General features: G+C 37.4%; 20 protein-coding genes. 5 read left to right on the forward strand and 15 right to left on the reverse strand.

What is annotated here, in order from left to right; all coding sequences use genetic code 11:
• Window positions 1-196: 196 nt before the first annotated feature.
• The 5 genes from ACFX4N_RS07280 to ACFX4N_RS07300 all read right to left on the reverse strand — a co-directional run bounded on the left by ACFX4N_RS07280 (window position 197) and on the right by ACFX4N_RS07300 (window position 4,260).
• Complete coding sequence (locus tag ACFX4N_RS07280; protein WP_013056204.1) at window positions 197-418, reverse strand: spore germination protein; 222 nt, start codon at window positions 416-418, stop codon at window positions 197-199.
• Between the two features lie 84 nt (window positions 419-502).
• Entirely contained in the window at window positions 503-1,357 is an 855-nt protein-coding gene (locus ACFX4N_RS07285; RefSeq protein ID WP_013056203.1) for a DUF1206 domain-containing protein, read from the reverse strand.
• Window positions 1,358-1,392: 35 nt separating this feature from the next.
• Window positions 1,393-2,895 carry a cardiolipin synthase gene (gene cls / locus ACFX4N_RS07290; protein WP_063671035.1) on the reverse strand — a complete coding sequence of 501 codons (1,503 nt, stop codon included), beginning with the start codon at window positions 2,893-2,895 and terminating at the stop codon, window positions 1,393-1,395.
• 256 nt (window positions 2,896-3,151) lie between these two features.
• Entirely contained in the window at window positions 3,152-3,706 is a 555-nt protein-coding gene (locus ACFX4N_RS07295; RefSeq protein WP_055988968.1) for a hypothetical protein, read from the reverse strand.
• A 158-nt stretch (window positions 3,707-3,864) separates the two neighbouring features.
• Window positions 3,865-4,260, reverse strand: coding sequence for a ribosomal maturation YjgA family protein (locus tag ACFX4N_RS07300; RefSeq protein ID WP_057274603.1), 396 nt, complete (start codon window positions 4,258-4,260; stop codon window positions 3,865-3,867).
• A 223-nt stretch (window positions 4,261-4,483) separates the two neighbouring features.
• Between ACFX4N_RS07300 and desA the strand changes: the two genes are divergently transcribed.
• From desA to ACFX4N_RS07315, 3 genes are all read left to right on the forward strand, one after another.
• The gene (gene desA / locus ACFX4N_RS07305; protein WP_013056199.1) at window positions 4,484-5,527 is read left to right on the forward strand and encodes a Delta(5) desaturase DesA; all 1,044 of its coding nucleotides are present in this window, start codon (window positions 4,484-4,486) and stop codon (window positions 5,525-5,527) included.
• Window positions 5,528-5,644: 117 nt separating this feature from the next.
• Complete coding sequence (locus ACFX4N_RS07310) at window positions 5,645-6,787, forward strand: sensor histidine kinase (RefSeq protein WP_013056198.1); 1,143 nt, start codon at window positions 5,645-5,647, stop codon at window positions 6,785-6,787.
• Window positions 6,784-7,386 (forward strand): response regulator transcription factor, encoded by a 603-nt coding sequence (locus ACFX4N_RS07315; protein ID WP_013056197.1) that lies wholly within the window; start codon window positions 6,784-6,786, stop codon window positions 7,384-7,386. The genes ACFX4N_RS07310 and ACFX4N_RS07315 overlap by 4 nt, the downstream gene beginning before the upstream one ends.
• 33 nt (window positions 7,387-7,419) lie before the next feature.
• On the opposite strand, the gene ACFX4N_RS07320 is transcribed toward ACFX4N_RS07315, so the two are convergent.
• The 3 genes from ACFX4N_RS07320 to ACFX4N_RS07330 all read right to left on the reverse strand — a co-directional run bounded on the left by ACFX4N_RS07320 (window position 7,420) and on the right by ACFX4N_RS07330 (window position 8,601).
• Complete coding sequence (locus ACFX4N_RS07320) at window positions 7,420-7,944, reverse strand: cupin domain-containing protein (RefSeq protein WP_013056196.1); 525 nt, start codon at window positions 7,942-7,944, stop codon at window positions 7,420-7,422.
• Window positions 7,945-8,071: 127 nt separating this feature from the next.
• Complete coding sequence (locus ACFX4N_RS07325) at window positions 8,072-8,254, reverse strand: hypothetical protein (RefSeq protein ID WP_029324165.1); 183 nt, start codon at window positions 8,252-8,254, stop codon at window positions 8,072-8,074.
• A 29-nt stretch (window positions 8,255-8,283) separates the two neighbouring features.
• Window positions 8,284-8,601, reverse strand: coding sequence for a hypothetical protein (locus tag ACFX4N_RS07330; RefSeq protein ID WP_013056195.1), 318 nt, complete (start codon window positions 8,599-8,601; stop codon window positions 8,284-8,286).
• A 494-nt stretch (window positions 8,602-9,095) separates the two neighbouring features.
• On the opposite strand from ACFX4N_RS07330, the gene ACFX4N_RS07335 reads away from it, so the two are divergent.
• Both ACFX4N_RS07335 and ACFX4N_RS07340 read left to right on the forward strand, forming a co-directional pair.
• Window positions 9,096-9,647 (forward strand): TVP38/TMEM64 family protein, encoded by a 552-nt coding sequence (locus ACFX4N_RS07335; RefSeq protein ID WP_098449045.1) that lies wholly within the window; start codon window positions 9,096-9,098, stop codon window positions 9,645-9,647.
• 88 nt (window positions 9,648-9,735) lie between these two features.
• On the forward strand, window positions 9,736-10,038 hold the full coding sequence (locus tag ACFX4N_RS07340; RefSeq protein ID WP_013056193.1) for a hypothetical protein: 303 nt from the start codon (window positions 9,736-9,738) through the stop codon (window positions 10,036-10,038).
• Between the two features lie 15 nt (window positions 10,039-10,053).
• Here the strand turns inward: ACFX4N_RS07340 and ACFX4N_RS07345 are convergent, their stop codons facing one another.
• The 7 genes from ACFX4N_RS07345 to ACFX4N_RS07375 form a co-directional block, all read right to left on the reverse strand.
• Window positions 10,054-12,822, reverse strand: a complete 2,769-nt coding sequence (locus ACFX4N_RS07345; RefSeq protein ID WP_013056192.1) for a bifunctional diguanylate cyclase/phosphodiesterase — start codon at window positions 12,820-12,822, stop codon at window positions 10,054-10,056.
• A 97-nt stretch (window positions 12,823-12,919) separates the two neighbouring features.
• Window positions 12,920-13,447: a GNAT family N-acetyltransferase gene (locus tag ACFX4N_RS07350; RefSeq protein WP_013056191.1), complete on the reverse strand. Its 528-nt coding sequence runs from the start codon at window positions 13,445-13,447 to the stop codon at window positions 12,920-12,922.
• 109 nt (window positions 13,448-13,556) lie between these two features.
• On the reverse strand, window positions 13,557-14,108 hold the full coding sequence (locus ACFX4N_RS07355; protein ID WP_013056190.1) for a hypothetical protein: 552 nt from the start codon (window positions 14,106-14,108) through the stop codon (window positions 13,557-13,559).
• 341 nt (window positions 14,109-14,449) lie between these two features.
• A complete protein-coding gene (locus tag ACFX4N_RS07360; RefSeq protein ID WP_225519240.1) occupies window positions 14,450-15,226 on the reverse strand; it encodes a serine hydrolase in 777 nt (258 codons plus the stop codon).
• Window positions 15,226-16,233, reverse strand: coding sequence for an ABC transporter ATP-binding protein (locus ACFX4N_RS07365; protein ID WP_013056188.1), 1,008 nt, complete (start codon window positions 16,231-16,233; stop codon window positions 15,226-15,228). The genes ACFX4N_RS07360 and ACFX4N_RS07365 overlap by 1 nt, the downstream gene beginning before the upstream one ends.
• Before the next feature lie 12 nt (window positions 16,234-16,245).
• Window positions 16,246-17,151: a C40 family peptidase gene (locus ACFX4N_RS07370; RefSeq protein ID WP_013056187.1), complete on the reverse strand. Its 906-nt coding sequence runs from the start codon at window positions 17,149-17,151 to the stop codon at window positions 16,246-16,248.
• Window positions 17,152-17,182: 31 nt separating this feature from the next.
• Window positions 17,183-18,127, reverse strand: coding sequence for a S66 peptidase family protein (locus tag ACFX4N_RS07375; RefSeq protein ID WP_013056186.1), 945 nt, complete (start codon window positions 18,125-18,127; stop codon window positions 17,183-17,185).
• Window positions 18,128-18,213 lie beyond the last annotated feature (86 nt).

Consider the following 18,213-nt stretch of genomic DNA (forward strand, 5'->3'; position numbering starts at 1 on the left):
AAGACAGAGAACGATCAGGCTCATACATATTTTCTTCATTTTATAATTTCGCCTCCCCACTTTTTGACATCACCTGTCTAGTTTACTACTCCTATAATATAGAATCCTAGAGGTACATTGTGGTAAAGCAACGTCTGGGTATACGTAAAATTCAAATAAAAAAGCTTACCGTCCGATGACGATAAGCTTTCGTTTCTTATGCATTTCCCACTACATTTTGATCCTTAATATCCATATCAATTGTATTAGCGGTACTGGAACTGCTTGTAATATTCATAAAATTCCCTGTGTTCCCGCTGCCAGAACCGACTGTTGTAAAAGCTGTACTTTTTGGCTTAATAGCCAGACAATCACCAAACTCCACTGAAGATGAAACCAATACATTCGAGATATTTACGGCTCCTACTACCGATGGCATCTGCCTCTCCTCCTGTTCATTATCTATCTGCTATATGATATGAGCAGAAGGCCAAAAAGTAGCTTTTTCATCTTTTTAATTTTATTAAGGATCAATTCGTTTATACCTTGATTCTGCAAACATATATACTCCGTATGCCATAAGCCCGATTGATACGATAGCCAGCAGTACAGACCCAAAAGGACGCTGTGCTACTTCAGCAAGGGCTCCATCTAACCCTTTCGTTTCGTCTGGATCCGCTTGAAGAGCCGTGCGAATAAGAAAGAAACCAATAATGCCAAAGACGATACTTCGAGCAATAATACCTACTTTTCCAATATGCCCGCTCCATCGCCACTCTTCTTTTGACATTTCGTTTTTCTTTAGTTTTTTTAGGAAGCGTCCTGAAAGAGCCCAATATACTTGTCCAATCCCAAAGATAATAACGCCGATACCTGTAAGCGCAATGATGGTTTGCCCAAAGGGATAAGATAACAACTTGGCCGATACCGTTTGATAATGCTTACCTGACGTATGAACGTGAGCATGAAGCAAAATTTTTACCGAACTCACACAAAGACTAATATAAAACGTGGCTACAACTAAATAGCCTAAACGAGTAAAAACGCCTTTTACCCCATGCCCAACGTGGTGAGGATCAAAAATAGCAGAAATGATTTGCCAAAACGCATATCCACTTAAACCTACTGCCAAAACAATTAAAATTAAAAATCCAAACGGCTGCTTTGCAATTGTGTGTAGGGCTCCTTGAGAAGTAACTAAATCGCCTTTTAATCCGAAAGCTGTCTGAATCGCTAATATACCGATGATAAAATAGACCACACCTTGAGCCACATGACCAAACCGTGAAAAACGCACGACAAATGGCTTAGTACGTTCTTTTAAGCGATGTAACTTTCGACCAAACGTATCTTTTTTAACAAATGGAGATTCACCCATACGTTTCCTCCTGCTTTTTGAAAACAAACTTTATTTTATAAAACACCTGAAAATAAGCGCGCAAATGACTCTTTCGAACGTTCTACTAAGCTTCGCTTGTAAAATGCTACTGGTTTGATCAAATGACTGTCTTCAATATCTTCTTCGTAATTTTTGATGAGCGTTTGAATCGTCTCTCCCTCAATTAAAAATGCATTAACTTCAAAGTTCAGATGAAAACTTCTCATATCCATATTTGCAGTACCGACCGAAGCCATATCTCCATCTATAATCACAATTTTTTGATGCAAAAACCCTTTTCTATACGAATATACTTCAATTCCACATCGAAGAAGTTCAGCAAAATATGACCTCGTTCCATATTGAGTCAGAAAGCCATCATTAATTTCTGGTACCATAATTCGTACCTCTACACCTTTTCTAGCCGCAATACGAAGGGCGGTTCTTATGGCTTCATTTGGAACAAAATAAGGGGTTGAAATCCAGATTGATTTCGTCGCGCTTGTAATCATAGTATAGTAATAATCACTCATATTTTCCTGCGTATCCGGCCCCGTCGCCACCACTTGCACAAAGCCTTCGCCTTCGACAGGATGAGGCTTTGTATATGCTTCATTGTTAATTAAGCATTCTCCAGAAATGTATTCCCAATCGAACATAAAGATTGAATGCAAGGTTTGAACAGATTCTCCTTTTAGCATCAGATGAGTATCTCTCCAAAAACCAATTTTTTTGTTTTTTCCTAGATACTCATCCCCAACATTCAATCCCCCTACAAAACCTACTTCCCCGTCAATTACGACTATTTTACGGTGGTTTCGAAAGTTAAATTTTTGATTAAAAAACCCATACTTAATAGGTAAGAAAGGATGCACTTTAATATTCGCTTTTTTCATTCGTTTAATATCTGAACCCGATAGTGTAAAGCTTCCCATTGTATCGAATGTAAAGCGCACTTCTATACCTTCGCTTGCTTTTTTTATTAAAATATCAATGATTTCTTTTCCTAGAGAATCTGAGTGAAACATATAGTATTCCATATGAATAAACTGTTTTGCTGATTGCAAATGCTTTTTGATTTCATTAAACGTTTCTTGCCCGTTCTTAAGGACGTAGGTTTTTGTATGAACATTCATCTTGGTCAAAGATACACATTGAAGATACTGAGCAAAGTAACGCTGATGAGATTGAAGCGGCGATAGATCAGGCGTCGTTTCTTTATCTGCCATCTTTCTAAGCATCTCTCGGTTATGCATACGCTTTTTTTTGAACATATGCCCCTTTAAATAGAGCTGTCCTGAATACAAATAAAAGAAAAAGCCTGCAACAGGGAAGAAAAAGAGGACATACATCCAAACCAACGTACTTTCAGGCGTTCGATTTTCAAGCATAAGTGAATACATACAAATGAAAATAATGACACCATATAATCCAACTAAGGCATACTTCCAATGAACATCAATAGAGGTAAAAAAGAAAGCATAAATGGAAAGTAAAATAATAAATAAAAAAATAAAGTCCAACCGGCGTTTTTTCATAAAAGCTCTCCTAAAAACAAACTGTATTGTATCACTTGTCTATCTTTCATATGAGGTAGTATATGGAATACACAGAATTCTTATCATGCATGCTACATAAAATGTACATATATTTGCACAAAAAGCAGTTTAGCCGCTTAAGCAACTAAACTGAACTACCTCAGACAAGCATCATTCATATACCTATACCCTGGATGGTAAAATAAAAACCTCCCTACGGGGAGGTTTTTTGTTTTACACGCATAACGATGTCTTTTTATGAGTTGGTATAACCGGACTCTTTTTCTTTTTTAGGCCAAACGAAATTAGAAAGAGATAATAAAAAATCAATTCCTACAATAACTGTCCAAAATTCCACTACATTTTGCAGCACGTTGGTTTTTCCATTTGGTACTATATGCATCATCGCCGCTAAAAGAGCTGCTCCAATAGCGTAAGCAACAAGATGCTGTATCCATGACTTAAAATAATGCTTTGCATATTCTTTTCCATAGCGCCTACGAGGTTTCTCCCCGCTTTTTATCACATAATATTGAAAACGTTCGTCTGCCCATTGAATCATACTTTTTCCAAAAGCGATCGAAATTCCAATATACACGGCTGCAATAGCGTGAGCATAGGTCGCTTTAGCACCTCGGTAAAGGTCTACACTCGTCACAATCAGAAGAAAAAAATCAACAACAGGTGTTAGAGCTAAAATAAAAAAACTGAGCTTTTGTTTTTTAAACATATACCTTGTTGCTAATCCTAAAATGATGACTATCCAAAAAGCGATTTCACATGCAATAATCATCCAGGCTATTAAATTCAAATAATCCCCTCTCTTCCTCTCGTTCAACGAATAGATAATTGGTTTTAAATAAAAAATTTTTATGCATAAGTTTATTTTTATGTATATACATCCTGCTTCATAACCTTACGGCTTATTCCATTCTCAGCTGAGTTCTAAGATTCGTTGAACCGTATTTGCTAGGCGGATCTTTTAAATCGATATCTATAATACTCCCAGCTCATTCCTGCCGCGACTCCAATCGAATAGGCTAGTATATCTCTCCATAAGAAGCCATACCCCAGAATGAGCCCTCCTAGCGCATTTTTTCTTATGTCATCAATCCACGGAGCGTGATACAGCTGTGTAAATTCAATGAAGTAACAAAACACTATAGCAAACATACCAATCGTTTTTGTCTTCCATGCAGGAAACAAAAAACCCGCACTGACAAAAATCATTAAGGCCCATAACGAATCTCCCGCATATATATTTACGATGTGAGGAAGATACGCGGTAAGTTTTCTTGATAAAAGGCCTGCTCCCATGATAACAATAGCTAGAAGCAGATATACCCATCTATTTCTTTTATTCATTTCAAACTCCTTTTTTCTTCTTAAATGCTCCGTAACAATAAGCCTTCACTGTATAATTTTATCAGAACCGAAGACTGTTAAATACCGATTTTTTTCATTTTTTACAGCTTCCCCCTACGTATATATGACAAGTGTCATAGTTTCTATATGACACGTATGTCTTAAATAGTCAGAAAAATCCCTTTATACTGAGGGTAATATACGGTGATGAAAGGAATTTCATATGACTATACAAAAACAAAAGAATTTACGAAAACAAGTTGCACCTTTTGAAAAAGCAGTAATGAAAGACAGCATAAGACAATTGATCAATACTTTTTTACCTTTTTTCACACTGTGGTTTCTCGCTTATGAGAGCCTTTCAATTTCTTATTTTTTAGCATTTCCGCTAACTGTTATCGCAGCAGGGTTTTTAGTAAGAATATTCATTATTTTTCATGACTGTTGTCACTACTCTTTCTTTAAGAGTAGACAACACAATAAAATTCTCGGAACAATTACCGGTGTCTTAACGATGTTCCCTTACAGTCAATGGGGACATAGCCATGCAATTCACCATGCAACAAGCAGCAACTTAGATAAAAGAGGTACGGGTGACATTTGGGTGTTAACCGTAACAGAATATAAAGAAGCTTCTATTTGGAAAAAAATCGCTTACCGTATCTATCGCAACCCGTTCATTATGTTCGGCGTGGGACCTATATATGTATTTTTGATTACAAACCGATTCAATCAAAAAAATGCGAAGAAAAATGAAAGAATGAATACGTACCTTACAAATGTATTGATCGTTGCATTAGCGGCAGCGACCTGCTGGTTGGTAGGTTGGCAGGCGTTCCTATTAATTCAAGGACCGATTTTCTTCATTTCAGGTTCAATTGGAATTTGGCTGTTTTATGTACAGCACCAGTTTGAAGACTCTTATTTTGAAGAAGATGAGCACTGGGATTATGTAAAAGCAGCCGTTGAAGGAAGTTCATTTTACAAGCTTCCAAAACTATTGCAATGGCTAACAGGCAATATTGGGTTTCACCATGTACATCATTTAAGCCCAAGAGTGCCCAACTATAAGCTTGAAGCTGTTCATCAACACACACAGCCTCTTCAAAATGTACCAACCATTACACTCGCAACAAGTCTTCGCTCTCTTCGATTCCGTCTATGGGATGAAGAAAACAAAATGTTTGTGAGCTTTAAAGAAATAAAAACACGCTCAGCTGTACCAAAAGCAAGCAGAATGTCATCTCAAACAAAAGCAGAACTTTAATAAAACAAAACAGTCAAGCTTTCAAAAGCTTGACTGTTTTATCTATCCGTCTAAACTTATTTCATTCTACTTTGTGGTAAACTAATAGTGTATTTTAACAAGTAAACGAGGTTCTTTATGAAAAAATATACGTTTTTCCAAAAAATCACTGGGCTATCTCCTTACATATGGACGGTATTTGCCATTTTACCATTTTATTTTATCTTACAGTCTTCATCCATGAATCACATTATTGTTGGTTCGTTACTCACCATCTTATTTTTTATTTTCTATCGTTTTGCATTTGTTTCAACGGACAAGTCCGTTTACGTATGGACGGCTTTGTTAATCGTTATTTCCTTAGCCCTGACAACTATTTTCAATTATATTTACTTTGCCTTTTACTTTGCTTTTTTTATCGCTTATTTTATTGGAAATATCCAAAAACGGCTCGCTTTCTTTACTTTGTATGCTGTTCATTTAATTAGCACCGTTATTTCGGTAAACTTTAACGTTGTTATGCAAGAAGAGATCTTTTTAAAACAGCTGCCTTTCATTTTTGTAATTTCCATCAGTGTGATTGTACTGCCATTTAGCATTTATAATCGGAAGAAGCGAGACCGGCTGGAAGAACAGCTTGAAGATGCAAATAAACGTATTTCTGAGCTTGTAAAACAGGAAGAACGCCAGCGGATAGCTCGCGATCTGCACGATACGTTAGGACAAAAGCTGTCTCTTATCGGTCTAAAAAGTGATTTAGCAAGAAAACTTATTACAAAAGATCCTGAAAAAGCAAAATCAGAATTAAAAGATGTCCAGCAAACAGCGCGCACGGCTCTTAATGAAGTGAGAAACATGGTTTCTCAAATGCGTGGAATCCGCCTTAGTGAAGAACTAAAACGCGTTCAGGAGCTTTTAGAAGCTGCCGAAATTAAGTTTGTAGGAGAAGAGGCCATTTCATTAGAGAATGTGTCGTTGCTAATTGAAAATATTCTTAGCATGTGCTTAAAAGAAGCAGTAACCAATGTGGTCAAACATAGTCAAGCCACCGTTTGCACGATTACTTTACATCAGTCTGCAAAAGAAGTAGGCATAACGGTAGAAGACAATGGAGTTGGTATTAATACGAAGAAAACCTGCTGGAAAGGAAACGGTCTTTTAGGAATGAAAGAACGGCTGGAGTTTGTAAACGGCCATCTTGATATCTCCAGTCAAGGGGGGACGATTATTCATATTACAGTTCCAAACATCGTTAAACATATTAAGGAGGAACAATTATGATTCGAATTGTCATTGCCGAAGATCAGCAAATGATGTTAGGGGCTTTAGGCTCTTTGTTAAATTTAGAAGATGACATGGAAGTTGTCGGAAAAGCTTCAAATGGGGAACAAGCGGTATCACTTGCTAAGCAGCACCAGCCAGATATATGCGTAATGGATATCGAGATGCCTCTTAAAACTGGACTTGAAGCTGCAGAGGAACTGAAAGATTTAAACTGCAAAGTCATCATTTTGACAACGTTCGCTCGCTCCGGCTATTTTCAAAGAGCTTTGAAAGCAGGCGTAAGCGGATACTTACTAAAAGATAGTCCAAGTGAAGAACTCGCAAATTCCATTCGAAGCGTGATGGCAGGCAGGCGCCTCTATGCTCCAGAATTAGTGGATGACTTATATAGTGAATCTACCAGTCCTCTTACAGCTAGAGAGAAAGAAGTATTAGCTCTAGTAGCTGATGGAAAAAACACAAAAGAAATTGCTGACGAACTATCTATTAAGACTGGAACGGTGCGCAATTATATTTCTACCATTCTGGACAAACTCGAAGTAAAAAACCGCATTGAAGCCATTACTCGCTTTAAGGAAAAAGGCTGGTTCAAATGAAAAAAGCATGCATCAAACCGAGATGCATGCTTTTTAATCATTTGGCAATTTATCGTACCCTAATTTGTCGATGATCACAACATGCTCGGGGAATTCATCAAGCAGCTGCTGTTTTGTGAATAATTCAAAGTCACGGAAATCAAAACCTGGTGCGACCATGCATCCAACGAGAGAAAACGTATTCTCATTTGCCACAGAGGAACCAAAAATCGTATCTCTTGGAACTAAAAATTGAGGAACTTCTCCATTTTCTAAGTTTGTACCTAGTTTTACTTCTTGATAGGTTCCGTCGCGGTAAATAATATGAATGGTTAAAGGGCTTCCCCCATGATAGTACCATAGTTCATCTGATTGCAGCCGGTGGAAATGCGATACATCTTGAGACCTTAATAAAAAGTAAATACTCGTGTATAGAAATCGTTTATCATCAAACTGCGATGACACTTCTTTATCAGAAATTTCATCATTGGAGCGATAGGTTTGTTTATAAAACCCTCCTTCTGGATGAGGCTGAAGCTCGAGCTTTGAAATCCAATATTCCCACTTATGTAAATCCATTACGTTCCTTCCCTTCCTTTTTCTTTTATCATTAACTACATCATAGTAAATCATTCTTTCTAACACAACAAACGGCTTCATTATTCCATCAGGAAAAATGAAGCCGCTTACCACTGGTATCTTATCATTACATCCTACCCTTTCTGTTAGCACGGTTATATCTATACCTGCTAGAATGGCAGCGATGAAATAAATATGTCATATACAAATCTAACTGAAATCGATCTCCCTCAATGAAACATTGAAACGGCTGTTCTCTGCCTTGATCATTTTTTGCAGATGAACGCTGCTTAAACGGGACAATATTCATCTCTTTTCCCCCTCAGACAGATGTACTTTTTAGTGTAAATGCTGATGACAAACGTAATATTTTTTGATAAAAGTGAGGGCTGCCTGTGCATCTTGAATGCCAAGCTTTTTACAAACGCCAGCTAACATGAGCAGTTTGTACATAACCAGCTTTTGATTATTTGTTGCCAGTACGTAATAAACAATCGTATTAGCAACTGCCCGCGGTAATCTTATTTTTTTCAGCTCATATAGCGCAGCAGACGAAGACATGCCTGCTTCAGTTAAAATCTGTTCAGTTGTGTACGTCTCCAAATAGCGAGCAAGCTTTCTTTCTTTATCGTTAAATATACCTTTAGAATCGTTCATTTTCTCTCCCTCTGTTATTTTAATAATCCATTAAATGCTGCATTAATTAGCCATAATGCAATAGCTCCCCCTGATAAATAAGTGCTGAGATAGAATAATAATTCCATATACCTCCCTCCCATTTCTATCTTACCCCTTCATTTCTCTAGCTGCAGTGATATTCATCACAGGTAAAAAGTGTATTGTTGAGCTACTGAATAGCTCCGCAAAAGAGCTCGTGAGAAAGATCTCACGAGCTGCTTAGTTAGCATTTTTATTTTCGGATAAAGCGTTTAAAAATCATAATAATTAATAATACAACTACAATAACAAGCAAAAATTTCAACATGAGTTGTCCATCCCTTCAAATCAGTAAATCATCTTTCATTAGTAAGTAGTTACCCTGTTTCGTTTTTTATAAACTGCTTACCTACTTATTTCATGCCAAAAATTATATAATAGTAGAAAATCATCTAAAATAGCCCTACAAGTAAAACATAAATGGGAGTATAACCATGACTGACTATCTTCAAACATTTCTGCTTGAACATTTAGAAGCAGCTGGGTTTATCAGCATTCTCTTGAACATTCTTATTAGCATTACGGGCGTATTTCCAAGCGCACCCCTTACGTTCGTAAACGTAAAATTATTTGGTTTTTGGAACGGATTTTTACTTTCTTTTATTGGAGAAGTTTTAGGTGCAGCTCTCTCTTTTTGGCTGTATCGAAAAGGTTTCCGTACACTTGTTCATACAAAAACACCTTCTCACTCCAAGTCGCTAAAGCTGCTGCGCGTACAAGGGAAAGAGAGTTTTATATTGATTCTTTCTTTGCGTTTACTTCCCTTTGTTCCATCAGGCCTCATTACATTCTTCAGCGCTGTAGGAAAAGGCTCCTTTGCCGTATTCATTTCTGCTAGCGCACTTGGAAAAATTCCAGCGCTTTTTATTGAAGTTTATTCGGTTTATCATATTTCACAAGGATCTATGCAAGGCAAAATCATTTTAATGGTTTTATCCATTATTTTACTTTTTTATATAAGTAAAAAATGGAAGAAAAAAGCTTAACAGACTATAAAAAGGGAAGACTATCTAAAAATAAGCAAAAACATTATCGTATGTAACTGTAATAAGATAACGTATTGGAGATGGTCCATTGATTTTTCTGTTAGTTTCTGGAAGTATTATTATTCCTATTATCATGCTCTTTTTCTCACTCAAATGGAAAGGAGCAGAGCTAGTTTTTAATACGCTAGCCCTTCTTTCAGCGCTAGTATTTGGAAATATAGCTGCTGCTTCTATCTATCGTATCTTAAAAAACCATACTGTTTTTATGACGAGCATTCATGCAATCTTTTTAAATTCAGCTTTTTTATTAACCGGTGCATACCTTGGAATCTATGTATTGTATAAACTGTTAGCTCTGACCTTAAATGTAAAAAGCCGTTCTTTTAAATAAGAACGGCTTTTTACATTAATGAACAAATTCCATTTTCTCTTCGATTTTATGAAATTTCTCATAAAATTCCTCCGCTGAAATCGGTTTGGAGAAATAGTATCCCTGCACCTCATCACATTTTTCTTTATGAAGAAGTTCTACTTGTTCAACTTCTTCTACACCTTCTGCTACGACGGATAGCTGCAAACTTTTGGCTAGTGTAATAATGGCTCTGACAATCGATACTTCCGTTGTATTAGGATCTAAATCTTTAATAAAAGACCGGTCAATTTTCAGCGTATGAATAGGTAGCTTCTGAATATAGCTGAACGAGGAGTATCCTGAGCCAAAATCATCAATCGAAATAAATACTCCTGCATCTTTTAAGATTTGTAGCTTTTCGATTGTTTGCTCAACATGCTTCATCGTTACACTTTCTGTAATTTCAAGTTCTAAATATCGTGATTCTAACTCTACTTCACGCAAGACACCTAACACATAATCAACAAAATCAGTTGTACCAAAATCAACGCTTGATATGTTCACACTCATTTTTAAGGGAGGAAGTCCTTGAAGCTGCCAATACTTATTTTGATGGCACGCTTTTTTTAATACCCATTTCGTCAGTGTAACAATAACGCCTGTTTCTTCAGCAATCGGAATAAATTCTGCGGGAGAAATGACGCCCATCTCGGCATGAGTCCACCGGATTAAAGCCTCCACTCCAACAATATGGCCACTTTGAATATTGACTTTCGGCTGATAGTGAAGCTCCATTTCGCCCAGCTCAAAAGCCTTGCGTAACCCATCTTCAATTCTCATTCGTCGCGTAGTATGAACCTGCATTTCTTTTTGATAAAACAGATAATGATTACGCCCTTGTTTTTTGACTTCGTACATCGCTAAATCAGCATGGCGAACTAGCACTTCAAGCAACTTTCCATCTTTAGGAAATAAACTAACTCCGATGCTTACCCCTAAATAAACATCTCTCGATAGCACTACAAAAGGAGTGGATAAGCAGTCATTTAATGATTGACAGATTTTTTTCACTTCTTCATCAGTCCTATCATGCAGTAAAACTAAAAACTCATCTCCTCCAAAACGCGAAAGCACATCTTGGTTTCTTAGGCAGCTCTTCATTCGATCAACAACCTGAAGCATAAGCTGATCTCCAGCATGATGACCAAGCGTGTCATTTACCTGTTTGAAACGATCTAGGTCTAAAAATAAGAAATGAAGCTTTTTTCCTGAAGTAGCTGCTGAATCAATGGATTTCTCTACAATGCTTGAAAACATACTTCGATTTGGTAAATCTGTTAGCATATCGTGAAAAGCCATGTATTGAAGCGATTCTTGAGCTTTTTTCTGTTCCGTTACATCTCTAGTTACTGTCTGAAAAAGCGTCTCTCCATTAATTTGAATGAGCGTAGATTTTACTTCTAAGAAGAGTTCCTTACCTAACGCATTAAACATTTTCAACTGAGCTAATGGAGATCTTGGCTCATCTTTTCTATCCTTTACTGCCTTCAATCCTTTTTTAATATCAGGAACTTGTTCAGATGAAAAGAAATCATATAACGATTTACCAACGAGCTGGTCTTCCGTTACTCCTAAAAGCTGAATCATAGCATCATTCACAGACACCACCTCTTCTTCTCGATGGACCATAATTGCCAATGGAGAGGAGTAAAACAAGTTTTCATAGCGATTTTTTGCTTCAATCAACGTTTTTTCTGCTTCGCGCTCTTGCGTCATATTGCGGATATACAGCATATACTCAACCGTCTCTTCAATTCCTACCGCCATCACCGTTATCTCAACCGTAACTTCTCTATTACTTATCAAAAGGGAGTGCTCAGTTCGTCCATCTTGTAGAGAAGAAAATTCATAGAAGGGCAGCAGCTTAACAACATTACTCCCGATTACATCTGATGCTTTAAGAGAGAAAAGCGTTTCCGCTGCATAATTGAGCGATAAAACATGTCTTTTTTCATCGATTACCAAAATAGCATCCAGGGCGGATTCAAAAAAAGCCCATTTTAAAACTTCTTGTTTTTGTACGCGTCGATCCATAAAAATGGTTAAAAACACAGCCGTAAATAGGCAGACAATAAAAAAAACAATAACGACGGATAAATATATTGGATTTAAGGCAAAGCCGTTTGAGTGTTCAGACATTGACATTCCTGAAAAAGAAGCTGCCTGCATGCCCGTATAGTGCATACCTGCAATAGCAATGCCCATAATAGTAGAACAAATAACCTTAGCAAAAACGGTAAGCTTCCCTTCATTTAGCTTTGAATAAAAACCAAGCCACAAAGCTGTATTAGAAGCAGCAACAGCAATAAGAATAGAGAGAAAAACGATAAATGGATCATATGAAATCATAATTGGCTCCATAGCCATCATGCCCAAATAGTGCATAAAAACAATTCCAGCTCCCATAAAGCTCCCTGCAATGATAAGTGCTTTTATACTTTTCTTTTGTTTGTGAATGAGGTAGAGGCCTATATAACATCCCGTTATCGCTCCCAAAATTGAGAGAAGAACAAACCATAAATTATATGAAACATCTACGGGCAAGTGAAAAGCAAGCATGGCGATAAAATGCATTGACCAAATGCCTATTCCCAATGTACATGCCCCGCTGATTAACCAAAACTGAATAAATTTTGCCCGGGAAATTTTCACACGATTAGCTAACCCAAAAGAAGCGTACGCCGCAGTAATAGCGATAAGGAAAGAGAGTGTAACGAGTAACTCATTGTACGTCCCTTCTAGTAAATGTGTATGATGATTCATTCATGACCTTCCTTCAATTCGTTCTTTTCTTTGTTATCGGTTAAGGCCTAAAAATATTTACTATTTCAAAAGAACTTATGCAGAACTTATGCTTGATTTACTTCTTACCTTTTGAACGTCCTGACAATATCGCGCTCACTTTTTCCTTGTTGACGGTGTATAAACAAGTACAATCATCTGACTCATACGCCTCTTCTAGTTGAAACGAAAATTTTTTTAAAAGAGTAATTGAATCTTTATTATTAGGATCAACTTTTGCTTCAATTTCTTGTATATGAAACTCTTCAAAAGCTTTTTCTAGCAAAAGGCAGAGCGCTTCTGTCATGAGGCCTTTTTTCCAAAAAGGTTTGCCTAAATCATACCCAATCTCTGCTTGCTTTTTAACATAATCAATACGGTTTAGACCGCAGGTTCCAATGATCTCATCGGAAGTCTTTAATCGAATAGCATAGCGTGTTGCTTTCCCTTCTTTCGTCAAACTTTGGAGAAGTGCAATCATGCTTTCCGCTTGATAAAGCGTCGTAAAGGGCTCAATATTCATATATCTAGTAACCTCTTCATCCGACCAATATGCAAAAACTTTAGAAGCATCTTTTTTTTGAAGAGGAGATAAATATACCCTCATCTATGTTCTCCCTCCTTTTGGTGAATGATGGAGCAAGACATTTTCATCTGCGCCTCTTTCACATCTTAAAAAATCTCACATGGTGCACGGAACATGTGAGATTTGACATTTAACTATTCTTTGATTGTGCATCGCGCAGCTGCGTATATAAACGATTAATTGCTACAGTCATTGACTGTTCATAGGAATGATGATCATAATAAACCGCTATATTTTTTAACATTTCATACGTTTGATGATCAAGCTGCACCTCAAGCGTAATTTTTTCGTCAATTGTTGCTGTTTGCAAATGATGAGGCAAGTCCTCTTTTGTAGACACTTGCTCTGCAATATGAATTGCTTCTTCTACTGTTTCAATTCGGCCGTACTGATGCACCCATCTTCTGCCCATTTCAATCGTATCTTTTACAAACTGACGATTGGTAATGGTATCTTTAATATTAAATTGATGATCTGCCACATATACAGATTGATACAAGATTACACTGATCACTTCGTCTTTTAAATTTAATTTTCTCAGCTCATCAATTAAATCCGCTATATATTTAGGTAATGGACTAAATGTCCCTCGCACTTCCTTAATTAAATCCATGGCAATGGATTCAGTTGAATTGCGTTTAAATGCTTTTATAATATCTATCATTACATGTTCGTTTGCCATACATACACCACCATTTATGAATCGAATAATTTCATGCTCCTTGCTGCTTTGCATAGACATTCACTATTCGTTTAAAATATATACTATTATTCTATTATATAAAAAATACGAATAAGTTGGTATAGGATGAATGATTTATCATTATTTTTTCATAAAATTTCATGAAAAAGAACATGTTTATCTATTACTAGCACAAATCCAGCACAGCAAACAACGGCCTCGCCAAAATCTGAGAAGACAAGCATTTATTATTAGTAAATGTGAGTTTTTCTTTGATAGAAGACATTAAATAAAAGGGAGCAAACCAATCTCGCTTATTGAAGTATATGGTTAAAAGATTTTTAGATGTTAGATGACAGAAGGTATCCAATATCAGCAATTAATCTCCTTCCCTGTTCATTGTCACTTAGTCCATCTATCAAAACAACGGCATAATACGTTTCGTTACCTCGCATGAGAATAGCACTATCATGTTCTGCTCCCTGTAGTTCTCCAGTCTTATTCGCAGCTTGAAACGCTGATCCTATACGTGCTGGAAGCTTATGCTGAAACTGCTGCATTTCTAACATTCTCATTATTTTTTCGCGACTAGATTTTTGCAAAAGGTTTCCTTCATATATTTCCCTTAAACACTTTACTACGTCAGAGGCACACGTATAATTATCAATCCCTTTTTCAACAGCGATTTCGTCCATCATATAGCGGTTTAAAACAGTTTTCTTTAATCCTAGATTTTTAGCACATTCGTTAATTTTTTCAAATCCTACTAAAGAAATGAGCTCATTTGTAGCTGTGTTGTCAGAAACAATTATCATAAGGGTAAGCAGCTCTTCCACTTTAATATGTGTTAACCGCGGAAGAGCTCTAAGTACACCTGCTCCACCAACCGTGTTTTTTTCCATTCTTTGAATGACAGATGTTAAAGCCAAGATGCCCTCATCAATTTGACGAAACGCTTCTATTGCAAGCAGCAGCTTGATTGTACTTGCTGCTCGTTGTTGGATAAAAGAATTAATCTGTATGGATTCTTTTCCTTCAATATGAATACGTATAAGTCCATTATTACTCCGCTTCCATGTAGTAACTGCATCTTCTATTTTCATTCTCGCTCTTTCCATCATTTTGTCGCAGCTGTTTCAATATAGTTGTTACTCATTATCTTTTGATTGTATAAGTGACAGGCTACAAAGTGATTGTCTTCAACTTCCTGCCACTCTGGCTTTTGAGTCTTACAGGCTGCTACTGCAAGAGGACAGCGCGTATTAAACACGCAGCCAGAGGGCGGGTTAATTGGACTCGGTAATTCTCCTTTAAGAACAATCCGCTTCCGATTATCCTCAACGTCAGGATCAGGGATAGGAATAGCTGACAGTAGAGCTTGAGTGTAAGGGTGAAGCGGTTTTTGATACAGCTCCGAACTTGTTGTTAATTCTACTAAATGCCCTAAATACATAACTCCAATACGATTGCTTATATGCTTTACCATCGACAAGTCATGTGCAATAAATAAATAAGTTAATCCTTTTTCTTTTTGGAGTTTTTTTAATAAATTAACTACTTGAGCCTGTACAGACACATCTAAAGCAGAAATAGGTTCGTCTGCAATAATGCATTCTGGATTTAGTGCTAAAGCTCTTGCAATCCCTATACGCTGGCGCTGCCCGCCGCTGAATTCATGAGGATAGCGATTGGCATGATCACGATTTAGCCCGACATCTTCTAGCAACTCATACACGCGGTTCAGCATCTCTTTTTTATTCGAATAAAGTCCGTGAACCTCCATTGGTTCTGAGATAATCTCCTTCACGGTAGAACGAGGGTTTAGTGAAGCATATGGATCTTGAAAAATCATTTGCATATTACGATGAAAAGCAAATTTTTCTTTCTCTGATAGCTCATGCACGTTTTTCCCTTTATAAAGCACCTCTCCTGATGTACGGTTATACAATCCAATGATTGTTCGCCCGGCAGTTGATTTTCCGCAGCCGGATTCACCAACAAGTCCAAAGGTTTCTCCTTTTGAAATATGGAAAGACACGCCGTCTACTGCTTTCAAAACCTGCTTATTCGTAATCGGAAAATATTTGCTCAGCTGCTTTACTTCTAACAAATGCTTCGTTGTCATAACTGCCACCTCCTAATAATAGCGCCGGGCTGCGCACAGCTCTTCTTCATAAAGCGTTCCTTTTAATTCAATCAGTTCAACGGTTTTACCTGTTTTAGGTGAATGAAGCATTTTTCCTTTACCATAATAAATACCAACATGGTGGATAGCCCCTTCACCTTTTTCATGAGCGAAAAACAGCAAATCTCCAGGTTGAATAGAGGCTAACCCTACTTCTTTTCCTTGCCTTGCTTGATCGGTTGCATCTCTTGGAATAAGATATCCGTTTGCTTTATGAGTAGCATAGGCAAACCCGGAACAATCATATCCCCAGGCACTCATGCCACCCCATAAATATGGAAGATTCAAAAACTGTTCTCCTGCTGCAATAATCATATCCCCAGTTCCTTTTACTTTACGGTTTCTATCCTCTATTACAACAGCATCTTGACGTTTTATTCTCCCACTGCCAACCGGCGTTTGAACTTGTAGCCATTCTTTATCTTCTTTTAAAAGAGGCAGCTGCGTTTGATAACTAATTTGCAAGGCTTCTTCCGCTAGGTGCAGGGTCGCAATCGTTGCTGATACCACTGCCGTTGGTTTATTCAATGGAAAATATTCGGCTTGAGAAATCAGTTGGTGGAAAGGAACCCACCCGGGATATCCTCTTTCATCTTTAGAAGAAAACTGAGAAGGAATAACGATTTTTGCCCATTTACCTTTCATTTCCGTTACATATACTTCTTCTCCTAGTAACAGCTGCGTTTGAACTAAATTTTTCTCACAAAGCTCCAACCGGCGTGTATACGTTAATTGTTCTAGCCATTTATCCAGTTTTACTGGGAAACTTATTGCATTGTCATCTATTTCTCTGCTAGAGTCATAGGAAGTCCAAACAGTCGCCACAGCTACACAAACGTAATACGCTTTTTTATCCATCACTTATTTATCCTCCCCGCAGGTTTAACCTTCAGCGTTCGACTTTATCTTTTGGTAATGTAATACCGGATTCAAATTCCACCATTCGTTCATAAGTCGACATCGTGGCATAGCTTCCAATCGCCACAGCTGTTTGAGGAGAGCAATGCCCGATGCGAAACCCTCTCATAACAGGCTTTTTTAAAGAAGTCAGGTAACTTGTTAATGCCTCTTCTAATGAAAGCGACTCCTTACGTTTTTTAGGATAGCAGTTATGAAAATCTCCGATAATAATTCCCGCTGCATCCTGCAGTTTATTGGCCATATACAGCTGTGTCATCATGCGGTCAATTTCATACGGCTCTTCATCAATATCTTCAATAAATAAAATTCGATTTTTTGTATCTAGTTCAAATGGAGTGCCAAGCGTGCTTACCAGCAAAGTAAGATTTCCTCCTATCAGCTGACCAGTTGCTTCTCCTTCACAAATAGTGTCGAGCGGACTAATTTGATCCGTATAGCACAAAGAACGGTGAGAAAATAATTGATAAAAAGCTTGCTTCGTCTCTATATGAACATCTTCTTTTCCGAGATCCGACGAAAGCATTGGCCCGTGAAAGGTAACCAAACCTGTGCGCTGATGAATAGCCGTATGTAAAAACGTAATATCGCTATACCCCCAAAAAACCTTTGGGTTTCGCTTAATTAAATCGTAGTTTAATTGCGAGGCAAGCCTAGCAGTCCCGTACCCTCCGCATGCACAGATAATTGCCTTTACTTCCTTATTGGCAAACATCGCATGTATATCGGCTGCTCGCTGTTCATCAGTCCCTGCCAAGTACCCGTTTTTTTTATATAAATGCGCGCCTGTTACTACGTTTAATCCTATTTCCCTTAAATATTCTATTCCTTTTTTTAGATTGTGCTGATTAGGCGGACTAGCAGGTGCAATAACAGCTACTGTATCACCTTTTTGTAATGGTTTTGGTTTTATCATTTGTTACACTCCTTTTGTGTAAAGAAATGAAGAAAGTGAAACTTGGGTCAGAAGGGAATTGAAATCCCCTCTGACGAAAAGTTCCA

Source organism: Priestia sp. YIM B13551, from assembly GCF_042787905.1.
Lineage (GTDB): Bacteria > Bacillota > Bacilli > Bacillales > Bacillaceae_H > Priestia.

Coding starts and splice junctions, on each gene's coding strand:
- ACFX4N_RS07350 (WP_013056191.1), bottom strand. CDS start 13,447: ATGAGGGTATATTTATCTCCTCTTCAAAAAAAAGATGCTTCTAAAGTT.
- ACFX4N_RS07325 (WP_029324165.1), bottom strand. CDS start 8,254: ATGAATATTGTCCCGTTTAAGCAGCGTTCATCTGCAAAAAATGATCAA.
- ACFX4N_RS07320 (WP_013056196.1), bottom strand. CDS start 7,944: ATGGATTTACATAAGTGGGAATATTGGATTTCAAAGCTCGAGCTTCAG.
- ACFX4N_RS07355 (WP_013056190.1), bottom strand. CDS start 14,108: ATGGCAAACGAACATGTAATGATAGATATTATAAAAGCATTTAAACGC.
- ACFX4N_RS07280 (WP_013056204.1), bottom strand. CDS start 418: ATGCCATCGGTAGTAGGAGCCGTAAATATCTCGAATGTATTGGTTTCA.
- ACFX4N_RS07370 (WP_013056187.1), bottom strand. CDS start 17,151: ATGGATAAAAAAGCGTATTACGTTTGTGTAGCTGTGGCGACTGTTTGG.
- ACFX4N_RS07375 (WP_013056186.1), bottom strand. CDS start 18,127: ATGATAAAACCAAAACCATTACAAAAAGGTGATACAGTAGCTGTTATT.
- ACFX4N_RS07315 (WP_013056197.1), top strand. CDS start 6,784: ATGATTCGAATTGTCATTGCCGAAGATCAGCAAATGATGTTAGGGGCT.
- ACFX4N_RS07285 (WP_013056203.1), bottom strand. CDS start 1,357: ATGGGTGAATCTCCATTTGTTAAAAAAGATACGTTTGGTCGAAAGTTA.
- ACFX4N_RS07310 (WP_013056198.1), top strand. CDS start 5,645: ATGAAAAAATATACGTTTTTCCAAAAAATCACTGGGCTATCTCCTTAC.
- ACFX4N_RS07365 (WP_013056188.1), bottom strand. CDS start 16,233: ATGACAACGAAGCATTTGTTAGAAGTAAAGCAGCTGAGCAAATATTTT.
- ACFX4N_RS07345 (WP_013056192.1), bottom strand. CDS start 12,822: ATGAATCATCATACACATTTACTAGAAGGGACGTACAATGAGTTACTC.
- ACFX4N_RS07360 (WP_225519240.1), bottom strand. CDS start 15,226: ATGGAAAGAGCGAGAATGAAAATAGAAGATGCAGTTACTACATGGAAG.
- ACFX4N_RS07300 (WP_057274603.1), bottom strand. CDS start 4,260: ATGAATAAAAGAAATAGATGGGTATATCTGCTTCTAGCTATTGTTATC.
- ACFX4N_RS07330 (WP_013056195.1), bottom strand. CDS start 8,601: ATGAACGATTCTAAAGGTATATTTAACGATAAAGAAAGAAAGCTTGCT.
- ACFX4N_RS07335 (WP_098449045.1), top strand. CDS start 9,096: ATGACTGACTATCTTCAAACATTTCTGCTTGAACATTTAGAAGCAGCT.
- desA (WP_013056199.1), top strand. CDS start 4,484: ATGACTATACAAAAACAAAAGAATTTACGAAAACAAGTTGCACCTTTT.
- cls (WP_063671035.1), bottom strand. CDS start 2,895: ATGAAAAAACGCCGGTTGGACTTTATTTTTTTATTTATTATTTTACTT.